The 21,320-nt window shown below is 69.1% G+C and carries 18 protein-coding genes; 11 read left to right on the top strand and 7 right to left on the bottom strand.

The genetic code is table 11. The features are described from left to right. Positions 1 to 102: 102 nt before the first annotated feature. Positions 103 to 984, bottom strand: a complete 882-nt coding sequence (locus ABNF93_RS13585; protein ID WP_349328339.1) for an EamA family transporter — start codon at positions 982 to 984, stop codon at positions 103 to 105. Between the two features lie 395 nt (positions 985 to 1,379). Here ABNF93_RS13585 and ABNF93_RS13580 point away from each other — a divergent pair, with 395 nt between their 5' ends. The 3 genes from ABNF93_RS13580 to ABNF93_RS13570 all read left to right on the top strand — a co-directional run bounded on the left by ABNF93_RS13580 (position 1,380) and on the right by ABNF93_RS13570 (position 4,926). Further along, a complete protein-coding gene (locus ABNF93_RS13580) occupies positions 1,380 to 3,551 on the top strand; it encodes a 3-hydroxyacyl-CoA dehydrogenase NAD-binding domain-containing protein (RefSeq protein ID WP_349328338.1) in 2,172 nt (723 codons plus the stop codon). Positions 3,552 to 3,760: 209 nt separating this feature from the next. After that, positions 3,761 to 4,357: a SatD family protein gene (locus ABNF93_RS13575; protein ID WP_349328337.1), complete on the top strand. Its 597-nt coding sequence runs from the start codon at positions 3,761 to 3,763 to the stop codon at positions 4,355 to 4,357. Next, on the top strand, positions 4,354 to 4,926 hold the full coding sequence (locus ABNF93_RS13570; RefSeq protein ID WP_349328336.1) for a hypothetical protein: 573 nt from the start codon (positions 4,354 to 4,356) through the stop codon (positions 4,924 to 4,926). The genes ABNF93_RS13575 and ABNF93_RS13570 overlap by 4 nt, the downstream gene beginning before the upstream one ends. Before the next feature lie 100 nt (positions 4,927 to 5,026). Here ABNF93_RS13570 and ABNF93_RS13565 read toward each other — a convergent pair whose 3' ends face one another. Further along, positions 5,027 to 6,088: a sigma-70 family RNA polymerase sigma factor gene (locus ABNF93_RS13565; RefSeq protein WP_349328335.1), complete on the bottom strand. Its 1,062-nt coding sequence runs from the start codon at positions 6,086 to 6,088 to the stop codon at positions 5,027 to 5,029. Between the two features lie 110 nt (positions 6,089 to 6,198). Here ABNF93_RS13565 and ABNF93_RS13560 point away from each other — a divergent pair, with 110 nt between their 5' ends. The 6 genes from ABNF93_RS13560 (at position 6,199) to ABNF93_RS13535 (ending at position 14,021) form a co-directional block, all read left to right on the top strand. Continuing rightward, on the top strand, positions 6,199 to 7,044 hold the full coding sequence (locus ABNF93_RS13560; protein ID WP_349328334.1) for an alpha/beta fold hydrolase: 846 nt from the start codon (positions 6,199 to 6,201) through the stop codon (positions 7,042 to 7,044). Between the two features lie 124 nt (positions 7,045 to 7,168). Next, positions 7,169 to 8,317 carry an acyl-CoA dehydrogenase family protein gene (locus ABNF93_RS13555; RefSeq protein ID WP_349328333.1) on the top strand — a complete coding sequence of 383 codons (1,149 nt, stop codon included), beginning with the start codon at positions 7,169 to 7,171 and terminating at the stop codon, positions 8,315 to 8,317. A 162-nt stretch (positions 8,318 to 8,479) separates the two neighbouring features. After that, positions 8,480 to 9,658 carry a CaiB/BaiF CoA transferase family protein gene (locus ABNF93_RS13550; protein WP_349328332.1) on the top strand — a complete coding sequence of 393 codons (1,179 nt, stop codon included), beginning with the start codon at positions 8,480 to 8,482 and terminating at the stop codon, positions 9,656 to 9,658. Between the two features lie 599 nt (positions 9,659 to 10,257). Then, complete coding sequence (gene pdhA, locus ABNF93_RS13545; protein WP_349328331.1) at positions 10,258 to 11,439, top strand: pyruvate dehydrogenase (acetyl-transferring) E1 component subunit alpha; 1,182 nt, start codon at positions 10,258 to 10,260, stop codon at positions 11,437 to 11,439. Beyond that, positions 11,439 to 12,419, top strand: a complete 981-nt coding sequence (locus ABNF93_RS13540; RefSeq protein WP_349328330.1) for an alpha-ketoacid dehydrogenase subunit beta — start codon at positions 11,439 to 11,441, stop codon at positions 12,417 to 12,419. The genes pdhA and ABNF93_RS13540 overlap by 1 nt, the downstream gene beginning before the upstream one ends. A 48-nt stretch (positions 12,420 to 12,467) precedes the next feature. Further along, complete coding sequence (locus ABNF93_RS13535; protein WP_349328329.1) at positions 12,468 to 14,021, top strand: dihydrolipoamide acetyltransferase family protein; 1,554 nt, start codon at positions 12,468 to 12,470, stop codon at positions 14,019 to 14,021. Between the two features lie 180 nt (positions 14,022 to 14,201). Here the strand turns inward: ABNF93_RS13535 and ABNF93_RS13530 are convergent, their stop codons facing one another. Then, complete coding sequence (locus tag ABNF93_RS13530; protein ID WP_349328328.1) at positions 14,202 to 14,750, bottom strand: dihydrofolate reductase family protein; 549 nt, start codon at positions 14,748 to 14,750, stop codon at positions 14,202 to 14,204. A 224-nt stretch (positions 14,751 to 14,974) separates the two neighbouring features. Between ABNF93_RS13530 and ABNF93_RS13525 the strand changes: the two genes are divergently transcribed. Then, on the top strand, positions 14,975 to 15,721 hold the full coding sequence (locus ABNF93_RS13525; protein ID WP_349328327.1) for a hypothetical protein: 747 nt from the start codon (positions 14,975 to 14,977) through the stop codon (positions 15,719 to 15,721). A 386-nt stretch (positions 15,722 to 16,107) separates the two neighbouring features. Here the strand turns inward: ABNF93_RS13525 and ABNF93_RS13520 are convergent, their stop codons facing one another. Together ABNF93_RS13520 and ABNF93_RS13515 are read right to left on the bottom strand one after the other, a co-directional pair. Further along, the gene (locus ABNF93_RS13520; RefSeq protein WP_349328326.1) at positions 16,108 to 17,085 is read right to left on the bottom strand and encodes a hypothetical protein; all 978 of its coding nucleotides are present in this window, start codon (positions 17,083 to 17,085) and stop codon (positions 16,108 to 16,110) included. A gap of 301 nt (positions 17,086 to 17,386) precedes the next feature. After that, positions 17,387 to 19,012 (bottom strand): alkaline phosphatase D family protein, encoded by a 1,626-nt coding sequence (locus ABNF93_RS13515; RefSeq protein ID WP_349328325.1) that lies wholly within the window; start codon positions 19,010 to 19,012, stop codon positions 17,387 to 17,389. 246 nt (positions 19,013 to 19,258) lie between these two features. Here ABNF93_RS13515 and ABNF93_RS13510 point away from each other — a divergent pair, with 246 nt between their 5' ends. Further along, positions 19,259 to 19,864: a hypothetical protein gene (locus ABNF93_RS13510; RefSeq protein WP_349328324.1), complete on the top strand. Its 606-nt coding sequence runs from the start codon at positions 19,259 to 19,261 to the stop codon at positions 19,862 to 19,864. 212 nt (positions 19,865 to 20,076) lie between these two features. Here ABNF93_RS13510 and ABNF93_RS13505 read toward each other — a convergent pair whose 3' ends face one another. Next, a complete protein-coding gene (locus ABNF93_RS13505) occupies positions 20,077 to 20,619 on the bottom strand; it encodes a hypothetical protein (RefSeq protein ID WP_349328323.1) in 543 nt (180 codons plus the stop codon). Next, positions 20,616 to 21,287, bottom strand: a complete 672-nt coding sequence (locus ABNF93_RS13500; RefSeq protein WP_349328322.1) for an RNA polymerase sigma factor — start codon at positions 21,285 to 21,287, stop codon at positions 20,616 to 20,618. Before ABNF93_RS13500 ends, ABNF93_RS13505 begins: the two co-directional genes overlap by 4 nt. Positions 21,288 to 21,320: the final 33 nt, after the last annotated feature.

The following is a 21,320-nucleotide window of genomic DNA, read 5'->3' as shown; positions in this document are numbered from 1 at the left end:
TGTCCGGCAGCCTGGCAGCCTTCCTACCAGATCCACCCTGGCCGCCGTCCCGCCAGTCGGCCGGCCGGGACCACCGGGCGCCGTGCGGTCCGCCCGCCCCGCTCAGCCGAAGTTGAGGAGCGCGATCCCGGTCACGACGACGACGGTCGCGACCGTACGCCATCGACCGAACGGTTCGCGGAACGCCACCGCCCCGATCACCGCCCCCACGATCACGCTGGTCTCCCGTAGCGCCGCGACGGCCGCGAGCGAGCCCCGTGCCTGTGCCCAGAGCACGAGTCCGTACGCCACCACGGCACAGGCACCGGCCAGGGCGCCGAGTCGCAGGTTGCCCGCCACCTGCCGGAAGAGTCCCGGCCCTCGCCGGGCGACCGCGAAGATGATCAGCGACAGGCCGTGCAGGATGAACAACCAGGCGGCATAGCCCAGCGGCGTGCCTGACCGTCGTACGCCGATCCCGTCGATCACGGTGTAGGTCGCGATCAGCAGACCGGTCAGGCAGGCCGCGAGGATGGCAGGGAACTCCTCCGGCCGCGGCCGCCCGTTGGCGAACACCAGGCAGCCCAGCCCGATCGAGACCACCACGACGCCCAGCATGCGCAGAGGGCTCAGCGACTCGTCGACCAGGACCAGCGCGAGGATCGCCACCAACCACGGCGACATGCCGCGCGCGAGCGGATAGACCTGGTTGAACGCGCCGAGCCGGTACGACCGCATCAGCGACAGGTTGTAGAGGATGTGGACCCCGACCGAGGCGAGCAGCGCCGGCCAGCTTTCCGCGGCGGGCCAGCCGACCCAGGGCAGCGCCATGATCCCACCCACGACGAACGCCGCCGACAGTGCCGTGACGGCGACCAGCTTGTCGGTGAGGGTGTGCGCGACCGCGTTCCAGGTGGCATGCAGAACGGCCGCCACGAGGACGACGACGGTCACCACCACCGGCATCGCGGCGTCGGGCGAGGCCGCGGCGGCGAGCACGTTCACTGCCCGGACACTAGCAGCGCGTCAGTGACGGCAAATGACGCAGGAGAGCCGCAAATGACCACGCTGAGCATGCTTGTGGCACCCGGGACAGGCGCCGACGCCTGTTGATGCTCCACAGACATGCTCAGCGTGGTCATTCTCCCGGCCGCGCTGACCGCCGCGTCCTCTTCAACGTGGGCATGATTCTCCTTACGGATAGGGCTGGACTGAACGCGCCTGGGCATGGGTACGTTTCCCCGCACGAGTGGCTGATGCGGTGGGACTGTCAACGGCGGGCGGATGAACGAAGGCCGCGCATGGAGCGGCAGTCAGCCCTGGTGCCCGAGGCCGACCGAGTGCGGGTGAGGACCGTTATGACAGACACCGCTAGGACAGGCACCGTCAGGACAGGCGCGGTGCGGTACGACCGGGACGCCGACGGCCTGGTGACACTGACCCTGGACCAACCCGGACACTCCACCAACGTCCTGAACGCCGACTACCTCGCCGCCATGGGTGCCGCCGTCGACCGGCTGGAACGGGAGCGGGACGAGATCACCGGTGTCGTCGTGACCTCGGCGAAGCGCACCTTCTTCGCCGGCGGCGATCTCGACCTGTTGCGCGGGGTCACCCGGGACAATCTCAGCGACTTCGCCGGGTTCCTCGGCCAGGCCAAGAGCCAGCTCCGCCGACTCGAACGCCTGGGCCGCCCGGTCGTCGCCGCCCTCAACGGATCGGCTCTCGGCGCCGGCCTCGAGATCGCCCTCGCCTGTCACCATCGCGTCGTCCTGGCCGATCCGGAGATCAGGATCGGCTTCCCGGAAGTGACCCTCGGGCTGCTGCCGGGTGCCGGCGGGATCGTGCGTACCGTCCGACTGCTCGGGCTCCAGGCGGCCCTTCCGTTCCTCGTCGAAGGTACGCAGGTGCACCCGAAGGAGGCGCTCGACAGCGGCCTCGTGCACCAGGTGGTGGAACGGCCGGACGAGCTGCTGCCGGCGGCGAGGGACTGGATCCGTACGCAGGCCGGGTCGGATCAGGATCAGGGCCAGGACCAGCCCGAGGTGACGCAGCCGTGGGACCGGCCGGGCTATGTGATCCCGGGACTCGACCCGAACGACGCCAAGAGTTACGGCGCGCTGTCGGTCGCGCCCGCGATGCTCGCGAAGCGGACGCACGGTGCCTATCCCGCGCCGGAACGGATCCTCGCGGCCGCGGTGGAAGGCGCCTGCGTCGACATGGACACGGCGTTGGCGATCGAGAGCAGGTACTTCCTGGAGCTGGTGACGAGCCAGGTCGCCAAGAACATGATCGGCACCTTGTGGTTCGACCGGAACGAGATCCTGCGGGGTGCGTCCAGGCCGGCGGGCTACGACCAGCGGCCGGTGCAGCGGCTCGGCGTCGTCGGCGCCGGCATGATGGGGGGCGGCATCGCCTATGTCAGTGCGTACGCCGGAATTCCGGTCGTTCTGAAGGACGTCTCCGTCGGCGCGGCGGAGGCCGGAAAGCACCGGATCGCTTCCCTGCTTGACGAACGCGTCAGCAAGGGCAGGTTGACAGCCGACCGGCGGGACGGCGTGCTCGACCGGGTGACGCCCACCGACACCGACGCCGACCTCGACGGTTGTGACCTCGTGATCGAGGCGGTCTTCGAGGACCGCGGCCTGAAGAACGTCGTCCTCGCGGCGGCCGAAGGGGCCGCCGCGCCCGATGCGATGATCGCCTCCAACACCTCGACACTTCCCATCACGGGGCTCGCGTCGGCCATCAAGCGGCCGGAGCGGTTCGTCGGACTGCACTTCTTCTCGCCGGTCCACCGGATGCCGCTGGTGGAGATCATCCGTGGCGCCCAGACCTCGGACGGGACGCTCGCGCGGGCATTCGATTTCGTCCGTCAGATCGGCAAGCTCCCGGTGATGGTCAACGACAGCCGAGGGTTCTTCACCTCGCGAGTCTTCGGTACGTACGTCACCGAGGGCATCGACATGGTGGTCGAAGGCGTACCACCGGCGGTCGTCGAGAACGTCGCCCGCAAGGCCGGCCTCCCGGTGGGCCCGCTGGCCGTCGCCGACGAGGTGAGCCTCGCGCTCGTGGCCCGGATCCGGTCCGAGGAGGTCGCCGATCTCGCCGCGCAGGGACGGGAGCCGGTGGACCATCCGGCGTTCGCGGTCGTCGACCGCATGGTCAGCGAGCTGGGGCGGCCGGGCAAGGCGGCGGGGGCGGGCTTCTACGACTACCCGGTGACGAACGGTGGGAACGCCTTCGACGCCCGCGACATCGGCAAGAAGCGGCTGTGGCCCGAGCTCGCCCGGCATTTCGCGACCGGGCCGGGTGACGTGCCGGAGGAGGATGTCCGCGACCGACTGCTGTTCGTCCAGTCGATCGAGACGCTGCGCTGCATGGCCGAGGGGGTCGTCACGACCGCGAGGGACGCCAACGTGGGCAGCATCTTCGGGATCGGGTTTCCGGCGTGGACCGGTGGCGCGGCGCAGTTCGTCGATGCGTACGGCGGGGCGAAGGCATTCGAGGCGCGGGCGGAGGAACTGGCGACCCGGTACGGGGACCGCTTCCACCCACCCCGTCTCCCCTGAGTCCACGAGCCGCCGGATGAGGGCGCCCCTCTGCCACATTGGTCGCCTGCTGAGGAATTCCTTCTGGAAAGCGCCGGACGCCCGAACTCAAGCCCTTAACCTTGACTAGGCTCACACAAGCGTAAAGGCTTGATAGGCCCGGATCAAGGCGCTGCCGGCCGCTGCCGTAGGCGCACAAACGCGGCAAGCCCGCTCGAGGGAGGCTGCCCATGCTGGTCCTCACGATCGACCAGCGCGCGAGCCGCCGCGAGGCCGACCGGATCGAGGACCTGCTCGCCCGTCTGGCAACGCGGCCGGAAGCGACCCGGCTCGTACGCGGATTCGAGCGCACCGCTGGCGACGAGGTCCAGGGACTGTTGGACAACCCGGACGACGCGGTGAACCTCGCCCTCGCTCTCGTACGCGAGGGCCATTGGTACGTCGGCGTCGGCGTCGGGCAGGTCCGTACACCCATCCCAGCCAGTGTGCGGGCGGCGAGCGGTCCGGCGTTCGTCAATGCGCGGACGGCGGTGGAGCGGGCGAAGTCGACGGTCGCCCGGCTGGCCGTGACCGGACCCGACCCCGACACGGCCGAGGATGCGCAGGCATTGCTGGCACTCTTGGGTGCGGTCGTACACCGCCGGAGCCGGCAGGGATGGGAGGTCGTCGATCTGATGGCCGAGGGACTCACCCAGAAGGACGTCGCCCAGCGCCTCGGGATCAGCCCGCAGGCCGTGAGCCAACGGCTTCGGGCGGCACTGTGGAACGAAGAACGCCGGGTTCGCCCGATCGCGAGCCAACTCCTGGGAGAGGCGGACCGCTTGTGACCACGATCGCGCTGCTCGTCCTCCTGCTGCTTCTCGCCATCGCCAGCGTCGCGGCATGGCATGACGCGGTGTCGGCCCGACTCGCCCGCCTGCCGTGGTGGCTCGTCGTCACCGCGCCCGCAGCGGTCTTCGGTCTGGCGGCGCTTCTCGCCGCAGCCGGCGCCGGCCTCCCACGCGGCCTCGCGGCGGTCCTCGGCGTCGTGATCGCTGTCGCGGGCGGGGGACCGGTCACCACGGCGATGCTGCGCGGAGCGGAGCTGGCGGGAATGCCGCAGATCACCCACCCTGCCGAACCCGCCGGGCCGACCGTCGCCGGCGGTACGTCGCCTGTGCCCGCGAGGCCGGTCCTGCGCGGAGGTCTGTGGATCGGCGCCCTCGAACGGGCCGCGATCGCCAGTTGCCTGCTCACCGGACTCGCGGAAGGCGTCGCGCTGGTTCTGGCGGTGAAGAGCCTCGGCCGGTACCCGGAACTCCGGGCTCCCGGGGCCGCCGAGCGGTTCATCATCGGGACGTTCACGAGCCTGCTCTGGGCGGCGGCCGCCGCCGGAGTCGCGCTCCTCCTCCGCTGACCACTTCGTGTCCGCGGACCGGCCACGCGTACCCTCGACCTCCCCGTGACCTGACCGACCTCCCGGGACCTGGGTGCCTCCCGGTTCGCGCGAGCGAATGTCAGGGCAGCGACGCGGGCAGGCCGAACGCCTCGAAATGGGCCGCCCCGATGAACGTGGTGATCTCCGCGATCCGGTCGCCCCGCAGGGTCAGGACATTGATCGCCCAGCTGCCGTGCGCGCCCGCTTCGTCGTTCCAGAGGTACGAACCCAACGCCGGCTGGCCGTTCGCGCTGGTCGGAAGGTGTCGCCAGGAGCCACACCCGGTCAACGGGACCTGGACGGCGAAGTCGGTGACGGCCGCGAGCCCGTGGTACCAGTGCGGCATCGGCGGCATCGACCAGGTGACATCCTCGGTGAGCAGCGCGACCAGGGCGTCGGCGTCGCCGCGTTCGAGCGCGGTGGAGTAGCCGGTGACGATCTCCCGCATGCGGGCGTCGCCGATCTCCCGCAACGTCTGCTGCTGGGTGGCGGAGGGGATCTTCTCCGTGACGATCCTGCGTGCACGCGCCAGGGCGGAGTTCACCGAGGTGGTCGACGTGTCCATGATGGTGGCGATCTCGGCGGCGGAGAAGCCGAGGACCTCGAAGAGCAGCAGGGCCGCGCGCTGGTTGCCCGGCAGGTGCTGCAGGGCCGCGACGAAAGCGAGTTCGACCGCTTCGCGCTGTTCGTAGTGCGCGTCCGGTCCGGCCGGTCCGCCCGCACCGACGTCGAGACCTGCGTCGGGATAGGGCCCCAACCAGGCGATCTCGCTCAACGGAACGTCACCGATCACCGGATGGTCGCTGGACGGGCTGAGGTCGACAGGCAGCGCCCGCTTCCCGCGCATGGCGACGCTGTCGAGGCAGGTACGCGTCACCACGGTGTAGAGCCACGAGCGCAGCGAGCTGCGCCCCTCGAAGCGCGGGAGCCCGCGCCAGGCTCGGAGCAAGGCGTCCTGCAGGGCGTCGTCGGCGTCGTGGGTCGACCCGAGCATGCGGTAACAGTGGGCGTGCAGCTCGCGACGTAACGGCTCGACGAGGCGGGTGAACGCCTCGTCGTCCCCGCCGCGGGCCCGAGCCAGATCCTCGGCGGCGGGCTCGGCCGTCATGTCCGCCGACCGCCCGGAAGATGCGTCACTCACGAGCGACGATTCTGCCTCAGGGCGGGAGTCACATACCTCCGAGCAGGCATGTTCGAGCCGCCGTACGAGCCTCGCACAGCCGTCGTACCGGCCCATATCAGGAGGATCCGATGAACCACACGTCCACCGCTCCCGTCACCGTCGAGACCCTCCGGGTCCCCGGCGCCACACTGCACTACGAGGTACGGGGGGCCGGCCCGCTCGTCGTGCTCGTCGGGGCCCCGATGGACGCGAGGTCCTTCGAACCGCTGGCTGACCTGCTGGCCGCCGACCACACGGTCCTCACCACCGACCCACGGGGCATCAACCGCAGCACGGTCGACGACCGCGACCGGGACTCGACCCCGGAGCTGCGCGCGGACGACCTCGCCCGGCTCATCACCCACCTCGACGCCGGCCCGGCAGCGGTCCTCGGCTCCAGCGGCGGCGCCGTCAGCGTCCTGGCCCTTACCCAGGCCCACCCCGGGCTGGTTCACACGGCCATCGCCCACGAACCCCCGCTGCACCACGGGCTCGACGACAACGAGGAGCTTCGCGAGCGGACCGAGGACCTGATCGCCACCCACCTCTCCGGTGACGTCGTGGGCGCCTGGCGGAAGTTCCTGGCCATCGCCAACATCGAGATGCCTGAGGAGGTGTTCCAGCTGATGTTCGCCGGAGAGCGCACGCCTCAGGAGGCCGCGGACGACGACTTCCAGTACGCGCACATGATCCGTTCGACGGTCCGTTGGGTGCCCGACACCGCCCACCTGCGTTCGGCGGCGACCCGCGTGCTGATCGGCATCGGCGAGGACTCGTCAGGCCAGCTCTGCGACCGTTCGTCGAGGGCGCTCTCGGCCGCGCTCGGGATCGAACCGACGATGTTCCCCGGTGGCCACATCGGCTTCGCCGAGGACCCCGACGCGTTCGCCGTTCGGCTGCGTACGGTCCTGAGCGAGGGAGGACCGAGGCCGTGACAGTGCGCGTCAATTCCCCACGATGCGCGCTGCATTCGTCCTGCATCGTGGGGAATGATCACGCATACGTGATCATTCCCCACGGCGCGGCCGCCCGCCGCCCGTTCCTGGCAGGATCGGGCCCATGCGGGCTGGATACTACGACGCCGACCACGAGTCGTTCCGCGAGTCGTTTCGGACGTTCTGCGAACGTGAGGTCGTTCCTCGGCAGCCGGGGTGGGACAAGGCCGGGCTGGTCGACAAGGAGATCTGGCGGGTCGCCGGCCAGCAGGGCTTCGTCGTACCGGCGGCCGATCCGGCGTACGGCGGACTCGGCATCACCGACCTCCGGTACGAGCAGATCATGATGGAGGAGCTGGCCCGGGTCCACGAGTCGGGGTTCGGGCTGGCGCTGCACAACGCGATCGTCGCTCCTTATCTCATCCACGCCGGCACCCGTCAGCAGAAGCGCCGCTTCCTCACCCGGGCCGTCACGGGCGAGGCGGTTCTCGCGATCGCGATCACCGAGCCGGAGGCGGGTTCCGACGCGGCGGCGATGCGGACGAAGGCCGCCGACGACGGCGATCACTGGGTCCTCGACGGTGCGAAGACGTTCGTCTCCAACGGCATCTGCGCCGACGTCGTCCTGGTGGCGGCGCGGACCCAACCCGACCGCCGGCACGGGATCGGGCTCTTCCTCGTCGAGACGGGCACGCCCGGGTTCAGCCGCGGCCGCAAGCTCGACAAGCTCGGCCTGCGTACCCAGGACACCGCCGAGCTGTTCTTCGACAACTGCCGGATCCCCAAGGACAACGTGCTGGGCAACCCGGCAGAGGGGTTCGCACAGATCATCCGGCTCTTCGCGCAGGAACGTCTTGTCGTCGCGATGAGCGCGGTCTCCGGTGCGGAGGTGGCGTTGCAGGACACGCTGACGTACGTGCAGGAGCGGCAGGCGTTCGGGCGCGCCCTGGCGGGATTCCAGGACACCCGGTTCCGGCTGGCGCAGATGCGGACGGAGATCGAGGTGGCGCAGGCCTACGTCGACCGCTGCGTCCTCGCGGCGGGAGCGGGCGAGCTGGACGCCGCCTCAGCCGCGTCCGCGAAGCTCTTCGCCACCGAGATGCTCGGCCGAGTCGTCGACGACTGCGTGCAGATGCATGGTGGGTACGGATACATGTGGGAGTACCCGATCTGCCGTGCGTACGCCGACGCGCGGGTGCAGCGGATCTACGCGGGTACGTCGGAGATCATGAAGGACATCATCAGCCGCGCCATGCTCGGAGACTCCAGCTGAACCAGACCGGGCCCCGCCGAGTCCCAGCGGGTCTGGCTGGGCCTGGACGTCCTCACTGAGGTCTGGCCGGTCTGGCAGGGTCGGGGTCGCGCGGTGACTAATGGACGACCTCGGCCGTGCGGCGTGTTCGCGTCCGCGCAGGCGAGGCTCGATGATGGGGCGATGACTGGTCCGCTGACTGGCCTACGGGTGGTGGAGCTGGCGAGCCTGGCACCGGGGCCGTTCGCCGCGATGATGCTGTCCGACCTGGGCGCGGAGGTGCTCCGGGTCGACCGGGTCGTGGCGGCCGAGCCGGTGTCCGCACTCCCGGCCGCCGGGCTCCCGGACGATCCGCTCGCGCGCGGTCGGCGTTCGGTCGCGATCGACCTCAAGCACTCCGACGGGGCCGCCACCTTCCTGCACCTGGCGGCCGTTGCCGACGTCGTCCTCGAGGGGTTCCGGCCGGGCGTCTGCGAACGTCTCGGTATCGGCCCGGCAGCCTGCCTCGCCCGCAACGACGGTCTCGTCTACGCCCGGGTCACCGGCTGGGGACAGGACGGCCCGCTCGCGCACACCGCGGGACACGACATCGACTACCTGGCGGTGTCGGGTGCCCTTGACCCGATCGGACCGGGCGACGCGCCGCCGGTACCACCGCTCAACTATGTCGGCGACTTCGCGGGCGGCGGCATGCTCGCGGTGATCGGGATCCTCGCCGCGCTCTGGGAACGCGACCGCTCCGGCCGCGGCCAGGTCGTCGACGCGGCGATGGTCGAGGGCGCGGCGCTCTTGTCGACGCACCTGCACGGCCTGCGCGCGGCCGGCGGGTGGCCCGCTCCGCGCGGTGGGAACCTGCTCGACGGTGGCGCGCCTTTCTACCGGACGTACGCCTGCGCCGACGGTCGCTTCGTCGCCGTCGGGGCGCTGGAGCCGCGGTTCTACGCCGAACTGCTGAAGGGCCTCGGTCTGACCGATGCCGGCCCCGACGGCGAGAACCTGCCTGACCAGTACGAACGCGGCGGTTGGCCGGTCCTGCACCAGCGCTTCGCCGCGGTGTTCGCGACCAGGACCCGTGACGAGTGGGCCCGGCGGTTCGCCGACACCGACGCCTGCGTGGCTCCCGTCCTCGACCCGGGCGAGGCGCCCGCGCATCCACACCTCGCCAGCCGACGTACGTTCGTCGAGGTGGGAGCGCTCCTGCAGCCCGGCCCGGCGCCGAAACTGTCACGCACGCCGGGTGCCGTCCAGGGCCCCGCCCCGCACCCTGGCGAACACACCCGCGAAGCCCTACGCGACTGGGGCTTCACCGACGCCGACGTGGCCGCCCTCCTCCACTCCGGCGCCCTCGCCACCCCTCCGTGATCATGATCGTGATCATGAGGAAAAGCGGTGCGTATACGCCGCAAAACTTTCATGATCATGGAAACGGCAGCCGGCGGGACCGGAACTCGGTCGTACGACGGCAAGGAAAGTCGGGCGGACGACCGGTAAAGAAGAGTCGGGCGTACGGCCGGCAAGGAAAGTCGGGCGTACGACCAAGAAATCGGGCGTACGACTAACTGTGGAAGGCGTACACCAAACCGCACCACCGAACGGTGGGTTCCGACATGGTGTCACCCCACCTGCCCGAACGATCCTGAATCACGTGGCCTCGCGGTACCGATCGCGAGGGCCGGGGGCACGGCAGAGGTCGGGCAGATCCGCGAGGAGCGGCGAGCGCACCTCGATGCCCGCGGACACCACTGCAGTACGCCGGAGCCGGACTGGACGAACGCACGCCGCGGAACGGATGCACTGACGGGGCACGATGGGTACGTTGGTGCCACGGCTGGGCAAGGTGCCACAGTCGTGCGCGTCGTAGGACTCATCTGCGCCCACAGGTGACGGTGAGTGCCGACGCGCCGAGCTCCGGCCCGGTGAGGCGGTGATCCCGCCGACCGATGGAGGAGAAGGAGTGCACGGTGACGACGGATGGCGCGTTGTGGTCCCCACCCGGGGACCCGGCGGAAGGTGGCCCCGAGTTCGTACAGCTGCTCACCCCCGAAGGTGAACGCTGCGAGCACCCCGACTATGCGTTCGACCTCGATGACGAGGCGATCAAGGGCTTCTATCGTGACATGGCGCTGACCCGGCGGATCGACGCGGAGGCGATCGCCCTCCAGCGGCAGGGTGAGCTCGGGATCTGGGCCTCGCTCCTGGGTCAGGAGGCCGCGCAGATCGGCTCCGGCCGGGCGGTCCGCGCGCAGGACTTCATCTTCCCGACCTACCGCGAGCACGGCGTCGCATGGTGCCGTGACATCGATCCGCTGGCGATCATCAGCCTGTTCCGCGGGGTGGACCACGGCGGCTGGGATCCCAGGACCACCAACTTCCACCTCTACACGATCGTGATCGGCGCCCAGACGCTGCACGCGACCGGCTACGCCATGGGGGTCCAGCGCGACGGCCTCGTCGGCACCGGGGACCCCGAGCGCGACATGGCCGTCCTCGGCTACTTCGGCGATGGCGCGAGCGCCCAAGGAGACGTCAACGAGGCGTTCATCTGGGCGTCGGTGTTCAACGCGCCGATCGTGTTCTTCCTGCAGAACAACCAGTGGGCGATCTCGGCGCCGATGGAGAAGCAGTCCCGGATCCCGCTCTACCGGCGAGCGGCCGGCTTCGGCTTTCCGGGCGTACGCGTCGACGGCAACGACGTCCTCGCCTGCTACGCCGTGGCGAAGGCCGCGCTGCAGCAGGCCCGTGACGGGGGCGGTCCGACACTCGTCGAGGCGTTCACGTACCGGATGGGCGCGCACACGACCACCGATGACCCGACGCGCTACCGACTCAAGGACGAGCTCGAACACTGGAAGCTCAAGGACCCGCTCGCCCGGGTCAAGGCGTACCTCACCCGCAACGGTGTCACCGATGACGACTTCTTCGTACGCATCGAAACCGAGGCCGACGCCCTCGCCCAGCATGTGCGCGAAGGGACCCACGCGATGCCCGAACCGGACTACGCCCGCAGCTTCGATCTCGTCTACGCCGAGCAGACCGAGGAGCTGGCAGCGCAGCAACAGTGGCTCCGCGACTATCAGGCGTCGTTCGCTGATGCCGATGCCAAATCAGGTGCGGATGCCGAGTTCGCGGAGGGGGTGATCTGATGAGCCAGCTCACTCTCGCCAAGGGGCTCAACTCCGGCCTTCGCCGCGCCATGGAGGACAACCCCAAGGTCATCGTCATGGGCGAGGACGTCGGAAAGCTCGGCGGCGTCTTCCGGGTGACCGACGGCCTGCAGAAGGACTTCGGCGAGGACCGCGTCATCGACACCCCGCTCGCGGAGTCCGGGATCGTCGGGACGGCGATCGGTCTTGCGCTGCGGGGCTACCGGCCGGTGTGCGAGATCCAGTTCGACGGCTTCGTCTACCCGGCGTACGACCAGATCGTCAGCCAGGTCGCGAAGATGCACCTGCGGTCGCAGGGCAAGCTCACCCTGCCCGTCGTGATCCGGATCCCGTTCGGTGGCGGGATCGGGGCGGTGGAGCACCACTCGGAGTCGCCCGAGGCGTACTTCGCCCACACCGCCGGGCTCAAGGTGGTCGCCTGCGCCAACCCCGGTGATGCGTACTGGATGATCCAGCAGTGCATCGCCAGCAACGACCCGATCATCTTCCTGGAGCCGAAGCGGCGGTACTACGAACGCGCTGAGGTCGACACCGACCTCGCCGAGCCGCCGTATCCGCTGCACCGGTCGCGGGTCGTGCAGGACGGCACCGATGCGGTCCTGCTCTGCTACGGGCCGATGGTGAAGACCTGCCTCGACGCCGCGACGGCGGCCGCCGAGGAGGGCCGGAGCCTCGCGGTGGTGGACCTTCGGACCCTCTCGCCGCTCGACCTCTCGCCGGTCTATGAGCTGGTACGCCGGACCGGGCGGGTCGTCACCGTCCACGAGGCGCCCGTGACGGGTGGGCTGGGCGCGGAGCTCGCCACCCGGATCGCGCAGGAGTGCTTCTACTCCCTCGAGGCGCCGGTACAGCGGGTCGCTGGTTTCGACACCCCCTATCCGGTGGCACGTGCCGAGGAGGACTATCTGCCCGACCTCGACCGGGTGCTCGATGCCGTCGACCGGGTCCTGTCGTACTGAGCGGAATGGCGTACTGAGGGGCTGACTTACCGAGGGGATGGGGCGCGGATGGCGAACGTACGCGAGTTCAAGCTGCCGGACGTCGGCGAGGGCCTGGTGGAGGCCGAGGTCGTCACCTGGAAGGTGAAGCCGGGCGACACGGTGAAGGTCAACGACATCGTTGTCGAGATCGAGACCGCGAAGTCGCTGGTCGAACTCCCCTGCCCGTACGCAGGAACGATCGCGGAGCTGCTGGTGCCTGAGGGGCAGGTGGTGCCGGTCGGTACGCCGCTCATCCGGGTCGCTGGTGAGGGCGTCACGCCTGACGAGGCTGCTTGGCCCGGTGGAGGGTCCGTGCCCGCCGCCGGACCTGGGGAAGCACCGGCTGCCGGACCTGGGGAAGCGCCAGCCACCGGGCCTGCGAAAGCGCCTGCCGCCGGACCTGGAGAAGCGCCTCCCGCCGCGGCCGGAGCGCCTGCCGCAGCCGGCGGGGAGGCGAACGGCGAAGGACGGACCAGCAACCTTGTCGGCTACGGTCCTCGGGCCGGAGCAGCACGACGCCGTCCCCGCAAGGGTGCCACCGTTCCCGTGCAGGGAGCGCCCGCAGAGGTCGCTGCTCCGCCCGCGCCGGCGGAATGGGCACCAGCCGCAACCGCGCCAGGGCAACCTTCGGCGGCGCCCGCATCGGCACCTGGACCCGCGCCGGCGCCATCCGTTGTCTCGACCGCACCCGCCCGCGCGAAGCCGCCTGTACGCAAGCTGGCCAAGGATCTCGGCGTCGACCTGCGTACCGTCCCACCGACCGGACCGGACGGCACGATCAGCCGGTCGGACGTGGAGTCCTTCGCGACCCAGGCGGCCGGCCCGGCCGCTCCGGCTGCTCCGGCAGAAGGCCTAGCGCCGGCAGCGCGGGCCCCGGGCGTCCGGGAGACGCGGGTGCCGGTCCGTGGAGTACGCCGGGCCATGGCCCAGGCCGTCACGCAGAGCGCGTTCACCGCACCTCATGTCACGGAGTGGATGAGCGTCGACGCGACCAACACCATGGACCTGCTGGCGCGCCTCAAGGGACGGCGGGAGCTCGCCGACGTCAAGCTCACCCCGCTCGTCGTGGTCGCGAAGGCCTGCCTGCTGGCCCTCCGGCGTACCCCCGAACTCAACTCCACCTGGGACGACGCCGCCAGCGAGATCGTGCTCAAGCACTACGTCAACCTGGGCATCGCGGCCGCCACGCCGCGAGGGCTGACCGTGCCGCACATCAAGGACGCCGAGCAGCTCCCGCTACCCGACCTCGCGCGGGCACTCAACGCGTTGACCCAGACCGCGCGCGAGGGCAGGACAGCACCCGAGGACATGGTGGGAACGACGTTCACCATCACCAACGTCGGGGTCTTCGGCGTGGACGGCGGGACTCCGATCATGAACCCGGGCGAGTCCGGAATCCTCGCGTTCGGCGCGGTCCGCAAACAGCCGTGGGTCGTCGACGACCAGGTGGTACCGCGCTGGGTGACGACGCTGTCGTTGTCGTTCGACCACCGGGTCGTGGACGGCGAACAGGGCTCGCGGTTCCTCACCGACGTCGCCCGCATCGTCGAGGACCCGGCGAACGCTCTCCTCCTCGCCTGACCCAACCAAGCGGTCCGGCTCCGCGAGAGCCCGGCAAGGCCGGTGAGAGGTCAGCTCGGGGGCGTCTCATCGCGCCACCCCAGCCCGAGCCTTCCGGTCAGAAGATCGGCGTGACCGCAGCACCGATTCTTCCTTACAGGCAGAGCGCTTCGCTCAGTTCGACCCTCGTGCCGCCGTACCTCATGAACAGGCGAGGTCAGCTTGCTCGCCGAGGCGGTACGACAGAAGTATGGCCCCGCTGGGGGTTCGAACCTGGCTGACGCATTCAAGCCGCCGCGGTCCACCAGCCAACGTCGGGAAGAGCCGGGAGCCATCACCTGCCAAGGTTGGTGCGACGACCAGCTGAATCTCGTCCACGAGGTCTGCCGCAAGGAGAGCTTGCGCAACAGAGATACTGCCGTGCACGCCGATGTCTCGACCGCGACCGTTCTTCAACTGCCGGACGTAGTCCTCCAACGGTGAATGGACCCAACGTGCGTTCGCCCAGCTCCCGTTCAACGGAGAGGAGCTGAAGACATGCTTGGTTGTGTTGTTGATGAAGCTTGCGAACGGCTCGACGTCCGACGTGGGCCAGTAGTCGACCCAGTATTCGTAGGTACCCCGGCCAAGAAGCACGTCGTCCTGTCGGTTGATCACGCTTCCGAGGAACGAGAAGACATCCTCGTCGACGGCGAACATCCAATCGCCGGGCTCCTCTGCTACGCCATCGAGGGAGATGAGCGAGTACACGACGACCTTGCGGAAGTCCTGTCGATTCGGGGTGTCGCTCTGCTGGACCGTACCTGTCATGATTCATCCTCGTCTAGATATCGTCCCTGTGATGCTGCTTGCCGCACGGTGTGCAGAGGCTGCGCTGCTCATGCACGTACACATGTTGACGCAGCTGCGCCACTCGGCATATCTGCCATATGGCAGAGTGCGGATCTCGGAGGCTGAGAGCAGCATCCTTTGGTGTGAAGTCAACAGAACGTACGACGTGGTGGACGAACCAGAACATCTGGCGCGTTGCGGTCGTTTTCGCGACGGCAGTAGTTGCCATTCACGTGTTGTTGGCGGTTGTTGGTTTGAAAGAGGGAACCTCTTTCTTCGATCGCGGTGTCGATCCCGACAGCATGTTTCGCGAGCACTGGCTGGCCGACCTCGCCGCGGCGCAAACGAACTGGTCGGCGCTCGGGATAGGAGTGCTAACGCTCGCAGCCATAGCCGCCATGCAACTCGAGGTCGCCGGTCCCTGGCGCCCTCTGTTGCTGGCTTGGGGCTGGGCAGTTTGCACGTTCTTGACGCTGGTCCTTCCCGGCAACCTGTCCTTGTACCTGGTTCCGATGCTGCTTCCGCTTGCGCTCTACCGCGTCGGATGGCCCGAGATGAGCGTCATAGTGCTGGCAGGGACGGGATTCGTTCTCGGTCTGGTGACCCTCAGGTATGGGCGGAAGACGGGGGGTGGATGCCCCGTTTGCGGTCGCAGGTCGCCCACTGCGCATCCGCGGAGGTTCGCCCGCTTCGCCACGCTCGCCGCGTATGCGGCCGCTCTCGCACCGCTCGGCTATGCCTCGGTTCGGCTTCTGTGGGCGGCCGGCGTCCCAGCGGGGACGAGCGCCCAGTTTCTGCAACGGATCAACGACGCGAATCCTGGGCACGGCACGGTTCTCATGGAATTGACCTTGGCCGGAATGGCGATGGGTGGAGGGGTGCTGTGCTGAGGGCTCACACGCCCGTGGAGTAGAACCTGGCCTCGTTGGATTCCCACACTCCGCGGGCAGGCCATTCCCCGGTGGTTCCCAGTCGGCTTGGGCTTGGTGTGTGGCGCTGGCCTGTCGGGCTATGCCACGATGTTGATCCCTTCCGTGGTGCGCTTCGTGTTGGGGCAACGGATGACGTTCCCGGGAACAGAAGTCCCGATGACTCTGGTGTCCCACGTTCCAGCGATCTCGCTCATCCTGTGGGCCCCACTCATCGTGCTTGCCTCCATCGCGTACGGATACCGGACAGGGTCCATGTGTCGCACGAACGGGCAATCACGCCGCCGTCGTACTCCATCATCAATGCGGGGACCGCTCGGTTCTGATGGCCGCGGCGGTCCGGGTGCTCATGGCACAGGATCGCGGTGATGGGCGCAGGCGGGTTTGGTGCCCTTCCAGTACTGCCATGTCGCCAGGGCGAGGCCCACCCCCCAGAGCAGGAAGCTGGGATACACCATGGTGAATACCCAGGGGCGGATGGCGAGGTCCTCGTCCATCGGCATCACCGTGAGGAGGGTTGCTCCCAGGAGCAGTGCGCCAAGTACGCCGACCGGGACAAGCATCACCGAACCGATCGCCCCGATGCCGACCAGCGTGGCTCGGACCAACCGCTGACGCGGCACGGTCATCATGGCCGACGCGACCACCACTCCGAGTCCACCCAACAGCGCAGTGTCACCGAAGCCCGGCGTGAAGAAGGTGACACCGTCGAAGTAGTCGGGATCAGCCAAACCGACAGTGGATCCGGTGGCCCATTCCAGCTTGAGCCAGACGTAGGGCAGAGGTGCCACGACGGCTAGCAGGCCACCCACCCGAGCGAGGCGGCCACCAACCGCCGCCTCTCGCGATTCGATCCGCCCGCAGCCAGGGCACACGCCGCGCGCCCTGCGCCGGGCCCGGACACCGGCATGCCACGCCGCGCCCGCGGCGGTCAACACCACCAGGTGGCGTATCACTGCCAGCCAGGGCGTATCCACCGCGAAGAGGTCCTTGCCTCCGCTCACTTGCACGATCAGATGAGACACAATGACCAGCAGGTCGTGCGGTAAGACGGGCAGGCTGGAAAGTGCCAGGATGCTGCCGGACCCGAGCCACAGCACAGTGGCGCGCACCGCGGGCGCCGGAAGACCGGCCGCAACCAGGGCGAGTGCCGCAGCGCCGAGGCTGGTCCACCATGGAAACGTCGGCATGCCGGAGACCTCGTGGTAACCGACGAGGTGCGCGGCGGCGTCCAGAAGTGCGGCGGTCGACACACTGACGGCCGGCCACCATCGTGCGTCGCGCTCTCCAGACCCGGGGCCGTCCGAGGATGGACTGGCAGTCATCGGACCTCACTTCCTGTCGTTCGAGCCCTCTCAGGGTTGGGTGGGAGTCCGGCCACGGACGACCTCCACGACCGACGATGGCCGGCGAGGGTCCGGCCGTGTATCCGCCGAATGGCAGATTCAGGTCGTGGCCGGCCTACTCGGCCGAGAGGGGTGACCAGCCACACACGCATCGCTGCGGTCGCCAGGAGGAGCCATGGCGGCGCCGACGAAGGCGATGGCGAGGTCGCTCGAGGGCGGGCCGGGGGTGTGTGACCGCTCGACCAACCTGTCGAGTTCGGGTCGCCCGGGGTCTAGGGCGCTAGGCCTTCGCGGGCTGGAGGGTCTTGGCGTACAACACCTTCGCGTCCTGGTCGCGCATCCGGACCGTCAGCTCACCGCTGTCGCCCGCGATCGACACCTCACCGAAGTGCTGGTAGCCGTCCAGCGGCGAGGCGTTCGCCACCGGCGGCGCATGAACGAAGACGGCCTCCGGCCCGAACGTCGGATCGAGCGCGTTGGGTCCGAACCCACCCGCGTTCACCGGCCCCGACACAAACTCCCAGAACGGATTGAAGTCGGTGAAGGTCGCCCGCTCCGGCGAGTACGCATGTGCCGCCGCGTAGTGCACATCCGCCGTGAGCCAGACGACGTTGCGCACGCGGTGGCGGCGCAGTGTCGACAACAGGCCGGCGAACTCCACCTCGCGGCCGCGTGGGCGCCCCGGATCGCCCTGCGCCACACCTTCGATCGCCGTCTCACCGTCCGGCACGACCAGGCCGAGCGGCAGGTCGTTCGCGATCACCTTCCACGTGGCGCGGGATGCGAGCAGTTCGCTGGTCAGCCAGGCCTGCTGCCGCCGGCCGAGCACACCCCCGTCCGGCACGGTCTCGAGCCCGTCGGTGTTGGCATCCTTGTACGTACGCATGTCGAGGACGAACAGGTCGAGCAGCGGGCCGTACGCGATCTTCCGGTAGACGCGGCCGTCCGGGTCCCTGCGTACCGGCCGGATCGGCATCCACTCGAAGAACGCCTGTCGCGCCCGTGCCGCGAGCACGTCCACGCGCTTCTCCGTATACCGGGCGTCGTCGAGAACCTCGCCCGGATACCAGTTGTTGGTGACCTCGTGATCGTCCCACTGGGCGATCTGCGGTACGTCGGCTGCGAAGGCCCGTACGTGCTCGTCGAGCAGGTTGTACGCCCACTGTCCGCGATACTCGGCCAACGTCTCCGCGACCTTGCTCTTCTCCTCGGTGGTGACGTTGCGCCAGATTCGGCCGTCGGGCAGCGTGACGGTCTCGGTGAGGATGCCGTCGGCGTAGACCGTGTCGCCGGAGTTGAGGTAGAAGTCCGGCCGCAGCGCGCGCATGCGGTCGAAGATGGTGATGCCGCCGAGGTCCGGGTTGATGCCCCACCCCTGTCCCACCATGTCGCCGGACCAGAGGAACGACACGCCCGTACGCCTGGATCGAGGTGCGGTGACCAGGCGCCCGGCGAGCGGTTCGCCGCCCACGCCGTGGCGGTCCGGATCCTCGAGAGTCACGCGATAGAAGAGTTCCCGCCCCGCCGGAAGCCCGCGCAGGTCGAGCTTGCCGGTGAAGTTCGTCGCCTCCGTGAGCACCGGGCCGGGGACGGTCGTGACCCGAGCGAAGTCCGGCGTACGGCTGAGGTCGACGGTCATCCGCGCCACCTGGTCCGATCGCGCCCAGACGACTGCCCCGTCACCGGTCGGGTCACCGCTGGCGATGCCATGGCTGAGGGAGGGCCGGCCGCTCCTCAGGAACGCCGGAGCCGTACGCCGGGCGAGCGACCGCTCGTGGGTGCCGACCGAAGCGTACGAACGATCGGCAGCGAGCGCCGGAGCATTGCTGAGCACGGTGATTCCGGCCGCGAGACCGGTTCCGAGGAGGGCACGGCGGCTTGGGTGGGCAGAGGAGTGTCGGGACATGGCCCCCTGTCTAGGGCAGACCCATGAGCGACCCACCAACGACGTTCGGCGCACGAGTGGCCAATGCTTGGCCGGGTGGTGTCCGAACGTTTCCGGTGGTCAGCCGATATGTCCCCTATGGCGGGAATGCTGACCGATACATCCCATACGTACGGTGATTGAGGACACACGTCAGGACAACCTTTCTCGCGACATGTCATCATGCGTCCTTGGCGTACGTTTCCGACCCTGCAGGAGGTGGCCGCCGTGCGACGCCAACGAAGTGTGTGGTGGGCAGCGCTTGGAGCACTGGTTCTCGTTTTCTGGCAGGGCCAGGTCGCACATGCGGCGACCGGTCCAGCCGACGCAGCGGGTGACCATTGCGTCGTCGCGCTTGACGCCACCCCGGTCGACGACACCACGGCAGCACCCGAGTCGGCGAGCGCCCCGACGTGCTTCGACACCTTCGCCGCCGCGATCGACTTCGCGACCGGTGGTCGAGTGGCACTCGACGCGGACGCGACCAGTGTCAGTGAGAAGCAACTCATGTCCGCGGGCGCCGTCTCTTCGGAAGTGAGTCAGGTGGCACGACCGCTGCTCGGCGTCGAGTACCAGAACGGTAGCTACGGCGGCAGTTCGCTCGTGCTCTACGGATCCAGCGGGACCGGATGCTACTCGGGTGACTGGTACGGCTTCCCCAGCATGGCTGACCTGGGATTCAACAACCGGATCTCCTCGGCGAAGATGTACTCCAACTGCCTCGGAAAGCATCACGACGGCTCGAGTTACACCGGCAGTTACACCTACTGTGACGCGAACTGCCCGTCCCTGGGTTCGATGAACGACCGTACGTCGTCGATCAAGTTCATCTGACGACGACCACCCGTTCGTTCACAACGAGAGCGGTGGACACCCGGCGTAGGTCGTACGGACGAGTGCCGTCCGGAGGAATCTCGCCCGGTCGAGCTTCCGCTCGCTGATCCGGCTACCCGCTCTCGCTGAGGAGCCTGGCGTACCCGCTGAGTGTGGTTGGTCCCCATGGCCGCGCTGCCGCCCGGGGGCAGCGCGGCCATCCCTGCGCTGGTTTACCTCGTGGTCTGGGGGAGACCGAGGCGTTCACAGGTGGAGGGGGAACCTGGGAACACTCCGGCAACACCCTCTTCGAGGGTGCAGGCCACGAGGTCGGGGACCTGGTACCTGGCCGTCGAGTCCTCCGGCACCTCACTGGCGCCGTCGGTACTGATCTGGCCGTCCTGCCAGGCTTGTGCACACGCCTCCACCGGATCGGCGATGGCGACGGTGCCGCTGTCGGATTCCTTCGCGCCGGCCGGCATGTTGCGGCCGACCGCGACCCGCGCTCCGGCAACGTTGTCGGAATCCAGGTCTGGTTGGGCGTAGCAGATGACGCTGGCCCTGTCCTCGGCGGGCTTGAACGCGACGTAGGCCGTGGCGGCTCCGCCGGCGAGTACCAGAGCGAGGGCGCCGCCACCCACGGCCACGCCCTGCCAGGAACGCCGCCACCACGGGCGGCGGGTCCCGCTCACCTCCGCTTCGAGCGCCTCCCTGATGGCGTCACGGCGCCCGCGCGGCATCGCGCGTGGCGGCGGGATCCGGTCGATGTCGGTCATGTCATTAGTCCCCGTTCACCACATTTGGCCGACGACGGATGGGTCGGGAGAGCACCCGCCGGGCGCGGGGTGGGCGCGGGACCCCCCGTATGTCCCGCGTCCACCTCGAGCCCGGCGAGCCGCCGGAGGTGTTCGCGAGCGCGGGAGAGGCGGGAGCGCACCGTGCCGACCGGTATCCCGAGGGCCACCGCGGCATCGGAGTAGCTGAGTCCCGCCCATACGCACAACGCGAGCACATCCTGCTCATCGGGCAGTAGGCGGGTGAACACCTGGAGCACCCGCCGCATGGCACGCTCGTCGTCCACCCGCGAGGCGGCCTCTTCCGCCGGGTCGGGCGCGACCACGGCGGGAGGAAGCTTCGCGAGGAGGCGACGGTGCCGCCGCAGGCTACGGTCGCGGTTGCGTACGACGTTGTTGGCAACCGCGAGCAGCCAAGGGAGGATCGACTCGCCGCTGAGGGACACGTCACGGCGCCGCCGCCAGGCTTCGAGGAAGACCACCGAGGCGAGATCCTCGGCCGCCTCCCACGATCCGGTACGACGAAAGCAGTGGTTGTAGACCGCGTCGGCGTGCCGCTCGAAAAGGGCCCCGAACGCCGACGGGTCGCCCTTGGCGGCACTGCGCCAGAGCTCTCCGTCGGCGACATCGCCGGTCTCGAGCTGATCCACACCCGGTCTATGTCCAGACGTCGGGGGCGGTTC

Origin of the sequence: Actinopolymorpha sp. B9G3, assembly GCF_040120725.1 — a bacterium.
In the GTDB taxonomy this organism is placed as follows: domain Bacteria; phylum Actinomycetota; class Actinomycetes; order Propionibacteriales; family Actinopolymorphaceae; genus Thermasporomyces.
Note: the sequence above shows the minus strand (reverse complement) of the source record. Positions and strands in the feature narration are given on the sequence as shown.